This window comes from Parafannyhessea sp., from assembly GCF_051876455.1.
Classification (GTDB): Bacteria; Actinomycetota; Coriobacteriia; order Coriobacteriales; family Atopobiaceae; genus Parafannyhessea.
In genome coordinates this window covers 1-5,167 of record NZ_JBJEHW010000220.1, presented here as the reverse complement: position 1 = coordinate 5,167, position 5,167 = coordinate 1, and the positions used below count along the sequence as shown (strand labels likewise).

Annotated in this window: 4 protein-coding genes; 1 reads left to right on the top strand and 3 read right to left on the bottom strand. The window is 63.2% G+C overall.

The window, feature by feature from the left end; all coding sequences use genetic code 11:
- Positions 1-203: 203 nt before the first annotated feature.
- Both ACI38Z_RS09210 and ACI38Z_RS09205 read right to left on the bottom strand, forming a co-directional pair.
- Positions 204-512 (bottom strand): CDP-alcohol phosphatidyltransferase, encoded by a 309-nt coding sequence (locus ACI38Z_RS09210; protein ID WP_439789907.1) that lies wholly within the window; start codon positions 510-512, stop codon positions 204-206.
- Positions 513-779: 267 nt separating this feature from the next.
- Positions 780-1,433 carry an HAD family hydrolase gene (locus ACI38Z_RS09205; protein WP_439789906.1) on the bottom strand — a complete coding sequence of 218 codons (654 nt, stop codon included), beginning with the start codon at positions 1,431-1,433 and terminating at the stop codon, positions 780-782.
- A gap of 489 nt (positions 1,434-1,922) precedes the next feature.
- Between ACI38Z_RS09205 and aspS the strand changes: the two genes are divergently transcribed.
- On the top strand, positions 1,923-3,689 hold the full coding sequence (aspS, locus tag ACI38Z_RS09200) for an aspartate--tRNA ligase (protein WP_439789905.1): 1,767 nt from the start codon (positions 1,923-1,925) through the stop codon (positions 3,687-3,689).
- 216 nt (positions 3,690-3,905) lie between these two features.
- Here aspS and ACI38Z_RS09195 read toward each other — a convergent pair whose 3' ends face one another.
- Positions 3,906-5,066, bottom strand: coding sequence for an ATP-binding protein (locus tag ACI38Z_RS09195; RefSeq protein ID WP_439789904.1), 1,161 nt, complete (start codon positions 5,064-5,066; stop codon positions 3,906-3,908).
- Between the last annotated feature and the right edge of the window lie 101 nt (positions 5,067-5,167).

Below are 5,167 nucleotides of genomic sequence, written 5' to 3'. Positions count from 1 at the left end.
CCGGCCGAGCAGCCGGCCGAGCAGCCTAACCAGGGCGAGAAGGGCGAGTAGCCCGAGCTGGCGCCCACGGCCGACGGCGGCGCTAAGCCGGCGGGGCCGCGGGCGCCATGCGTGCAGCCAAGGTAAAGAAGGGGGGGCCGAGAAGAGCGATCTTCTCGGCCCCCCTGCCCTGTGCTGGGTGTGACGTGTGGCTGGCCCGTGCGCTACGGCTGCTTGACGCCCGGCGTGGACGCGTAGAACGTCGCGGAGTCGAAGACGTCCTTGATGGTGTGGCCGTTGACGAAGGGGAGCGCCAGGAACTCGTCAAGCGTGTCGACGAGGTCGCTGCAGTCGACGAAGTGGTTCTTGGAGTTGCGGATGCTGGTGTCCTGTGCGCGCCAGGCCTCGTAGTTGACGTCCGTGAGGTAGTAGACGTCGTTGCCGACCTTCATGTAGACGGAATGGTGCTTGTGCAGGTAGTCGGCAAGGTCATCGTAATTTATGTCGAGTGCCTCAGCTGCTTTCTTTCCCATATCGCATCCTTTCTCGAAGGATTGGACCCTTGGATGTGTGCATCTTACCGCAGGGCGCGCGAGACGGACGCCTCCCTCGGCTTTGGTTAGGCCAACGTTATCCATCCGTACGCGGACGTTAGGATGCGGCTTTTGGTGAAATGCGGCGCGAGGGTGGGGTATAAGGGCACAAATTGCGGCGCCCCCGGACTTGCCGGGAGCGCCGCATGCGCTTCGCTATGGATTGGGACTCGTGGCAGCGGCAGCACGCCGCCACTGCCGCAGGCGCTAGTCGCCCAGCAGGACGTCCGCCAGCTGGTCCGCGTCATCCACGATGACCTTGGCGCCGGCGTCCTTGAGCGCCGCCTTGCCGCGGTAGCCCCACGACACGCACACGCAGTCCGTCTTGGCGTTCTTGGCGGTGTCCACGTCCACCTCGGAGTCGCCCACGTACACGCACTCCTCGGGCTTGACGTCGAGCGCCTCCATCACGGCGTCGACCGTGTCCGGCGCGGGCTTGCGGCGGATTCCCTCGCGCTCGCCCACGACGGCGTTGAAGAGCCCCGGGAAGTACACGGCAACGAGCTTCTGGACCTCGGCGTCGGGCTTGTTGGACACGACGGCGCGCAGCATGCCCGCCGCGGAGACCGCGTGCAGCATCTCCATCACGCGCGGGTATGGGACGGTCTTCTCGCAGTAGTTCCTGGAGTAGTGCGCGGAGAAGGTCGAGAAGACCTGCTCCTCCTGGTCCGTGGGGGTGCCCATGGGCAGCGAGCGGTGCACGAGCTGGCGCACGCCGTTGCCGACGTTGGACTTTGTCTGCTCCAGCGACTGCTCCGGGAAGCCGTTGGTGTGGAGCGCGTAGTTGACCGACGTGTGAAGGTCCTCGATCGTGTTGAGGAGCGTGCCATCCAGGTCGAAGATAGCTGCCTTGTAAGTCATGATTGCCTCTTTCCGAGGGGTCGGATGCCCTCTCCTGCGCTTGCCTCTGCGCGTGTGGGTGCCGGGGTCGCTTGCGTCTGTCTGTGTGGGTTCCGGCGTTCTCGGAAACGTTACCAGAAAAATATGTCGAAACTTTGGCATTTGCCGCGTACGCCAAAATAAGCATATCCGCAAGAAGGAATCCGCATACGGTTGAAATCCTTTGGAAACAGGTAGCTGACGTTGGGCTTACAGTCACGGTGTCCGTCCTTCTCGTCCCATGATTTGCGCCCCGTCCTGCCGCGGGCGAGAAGGACGCGGCGCCCGTGGCAGGCGCCCGGCCGCGTGTGGAAATGTTTCAAAGCGTGGGAGCTTTGCGCGGCGCGCCGTGGTGGCGGCGCAACGCTGCTAGAATGGGGCACCGCGCACGCCGCCGCCGTCTACGTTGGCGTGCCGTCATCTGCTGGTCCGCCCGTCACGGCACGGGGCGGAGGAGACGAGAGGAACAACATGGCGTTTAGCATGCACACGCACACCTGCGGCGAGCTCCGCGAGTCCAACATCGGCGAGGAGGTCACGCTCACGGGTTGGGTGTGGCACCGTCGCGACCACGGCGGACTCATCTTTGTGGACCTGCGCGACCGCGCCGGCGTCACGCAGCTGGAGTTCGACCCCGAGGTGTGCGACGAGGCGACGTTCCACGAGGCCGAGACCATCCGCTCCGAGTGGCCGATCATGGTGAGCGGCACCGTGCGCGAGCGTCCCGAGGGCCAGGACAACGAGAAGCTGGCCACGGGCGCCATCGAGGTGTACGTGACCAAGATCGTGGTGCTCAACACCTCCAAGACCCCGCCGTTCCAGATCGAGGACCACGTGGACACCGCCGAGGACGTGCGCCTGCGCTACCGCTACCTCGACCTGCGCCGCCCCAAGATGGCAGCCAACCTCAAGCTTCGCTCCGACTTCACCTTCGCCCTGCGCGAGGCATTCCACGGCAGCGAGTTCACCGAGGTCGAGACCCCGTCGCTCTTCAAGTCCACGCCCGAGGGCGCCCGTGACTTCCTGGTCCCCAGCCGCATGCAGCCCGGCCACTTCTACGCGCTGCCGCAGTCCCCGCAGCTCCTTAAGGAGCTCCTCATGGTGGGCGGCGTCGAGCGCTACTACCAGGTTGCCAAGTGCTTCCGCGACGAGGACCTGCGCAAGGACCGCCAGCCCGAGTTCACCCAGGTCGATGTGGAGATGAGCTTCGTCTCGCAGGACGACGTGATGGGCGCCCTCGAGCACGTGCTCGCCCAGGCCTTCGGCAAGATGGGCGTGGAGCTGCAGCTGCCCCTGCGCCGCATCGAGTACTGGGACGCGATGGACACCTACGGAATCGACAAGCCCGACACACGCTACGGCATGACGCTGCACGACGTGACGCCGATCTTCTCGAACTCCAAGTTCAAGCTCTTCTCGTCCGCCGCGGCGACCGAGGGTCAGTACGTCAAGGCCATCAACGCCAAGGGCGCCGGCAAGTGGCCGCGCGCGCAGATCGACAAGCTGGCCAACGTGGCCGCCGAGTTTGGCGCCAAGGGCCTGGCCTACATCGCCTTCCGCGAGGACGGCAGCGTCACGAGCCCCATCGTCAAGTTCTTCTCGGACGAGGAGATGGCGGCCCTGCGTGCCGAGATGGACGTCGAGCCGGGCGACCTCGTGATGTTCGCGGTGGCAGACCGCCTGCACGCCGACGAGATCCTGGGCGGCATGCGCTGCCACATGGCCGACGCGCTTGACGTGCCGCGCGAGGGCCACGACTTCCTGTGGGTCGTGAACTTCCCGCTGTTCCACTGGGACGAGGACCGCAAGTGCCTGGACTCCGAGCACCAGCCGTTCACCCAGCCCAACGAGGACCAGATCGACCTTCTGGACAGCGACCCGCTGGCCATGGGCTCGCACACGTACGACTTCGTCATGGACGGCTACGAGGCCGGCGGTGGCGGCATGCGCATCCACGACGCCAAGCTGCAGGAGAGGATCCTGGAGAAGCTGGGCTTCACGCCGGAGCGCGCGCAGGCGCAGTTCGGCTTCCTCATGAACGCGCTCGAGTACGGCGCGCCCCCCATGGGCGGCTTCGCGCTCGGCCTCGACCGCGTGTGCATGCTGCTCGCGGGCGCGGACAACATCCGCGAGGTCATGGCGTTCCCCAAGACGGCGAGCGGCTCCGACCTCATGAGCTCCGCGCCGTCCGAGGTCTCGGGCAAACAGCTGAAGGAGGTCTCGCTCAGGCTCCTGTAGCCTGCGGGTCACGTTCGGTTGTCACGGCAGGTTCCGCGACGACAGGCTAAAACCATGCGAGAAGAGCCCGGCAGACGGCGTTGGCACCGTCTGCCGGGCTCATTTTATGCGCGCTGAATCTGGTGCTCCCGCTTCCGGCGTCCCTGCTGCATGCGGTGGCACAACGAATCCTGCGGTCATCTAGCTGCGTGACACGTTGCTTCCTGTCGCACCGGCTCACTCGCGCAGAAGCCAGTCTCGCATCGACCAAATCGTGCGGTCGCCCACCACAGCCGTCTCCTCTGCGTTCATCACGACTGACTGCGCATTGCTACCGATGTGCAGGAGCTCGCCGACGTGCGAGAGGTGCCGCGTGAACGAGGGGCGGAACGTCGCCGAGGACTTTATCTCCACTAGCTCTGGCTTGCTTGCATTCGTGAAGTCTACGAGGTCAACCTCTATCTTGCTGTCATCGCGATAGAAGAAGAGCTGTGGCTGTCTTCCGGCGTTCTGATGGCGCTTGATTGTCTCTGCGATTGCAAGGTCCTCGTATATTGCGCCTCTTTGCGTAGAGGAGAGGAGCCGCTCCATTGTATGGACTCCCAGCAGATGACAGAGGAGGCCCGTATCGTAAAAGTAGAGCTTGGGCGTCTTGGTGAGTCGCTTGCGCAGGTTGGCATGATATGGCTGCAGCAGGAAGACTACGTAGCTTGACTCGAGGAGCGAAAGCCACGAGCGCGCAGTCTGGACGCTGATTCCTACGTCATTGGCGAGGCCCGTGAGGTTGAGGAGGTTGGAGCAGTTTGCAGCGCACGCCGCGATGAAGTTCCCGAACATGCTGAGGTTGCGGGGACTAACGTGTCCCGAGGCGTCTCGCTCGATGTAGGTGGCGATATAGTTCTCGTAATAGACCTCGGAGGGCATGTCCACGTCGTAAAGCCGTGGATATCCGCCACGCAGCACAAAGTCACTCACCTCAAGTTCTGGATCAGCAGAAAGTGCCTCCCTGAACGAGAGCGGGAGTAGCTTCAGGATGCCGACCCTGCCTGCGAGCGACTGCGTGATTTGCTTGAGTAGCAGGAAGTTCTGCGAACCCGAGAGTATGTACTGACCTGGAGTGCCAACCTCGTCTGAGACCACCTGGATTATGTTGAAGAGCTCCGGAGCAAGCTGTGCCTCATCAATGATGAGGTGGGGCGGCCTGTTACGTATGAATCCAACTGGATCATCGAGTGCCATGGAACGGGTGCCAGAATCCTCAAGGTTGACATAGCGATAGTCAGGAAAAATCGCTCGAACTAGAGTCGACTTCCCGCTCTGCCTTGGCCCAGTGATGGATACCACGGGAAACCAACCAGCATTCTTCTGTGCCCACGAGGTAATGTCGCGGTTAATCATAAGGGACCTCACAAGATGAATTCCATGGTCGTTACCTCTATATTCCCAATCGATAAGTGAAACTGACCACAATCGGTAAGTGATGGGGCGGCGCCGAGGAA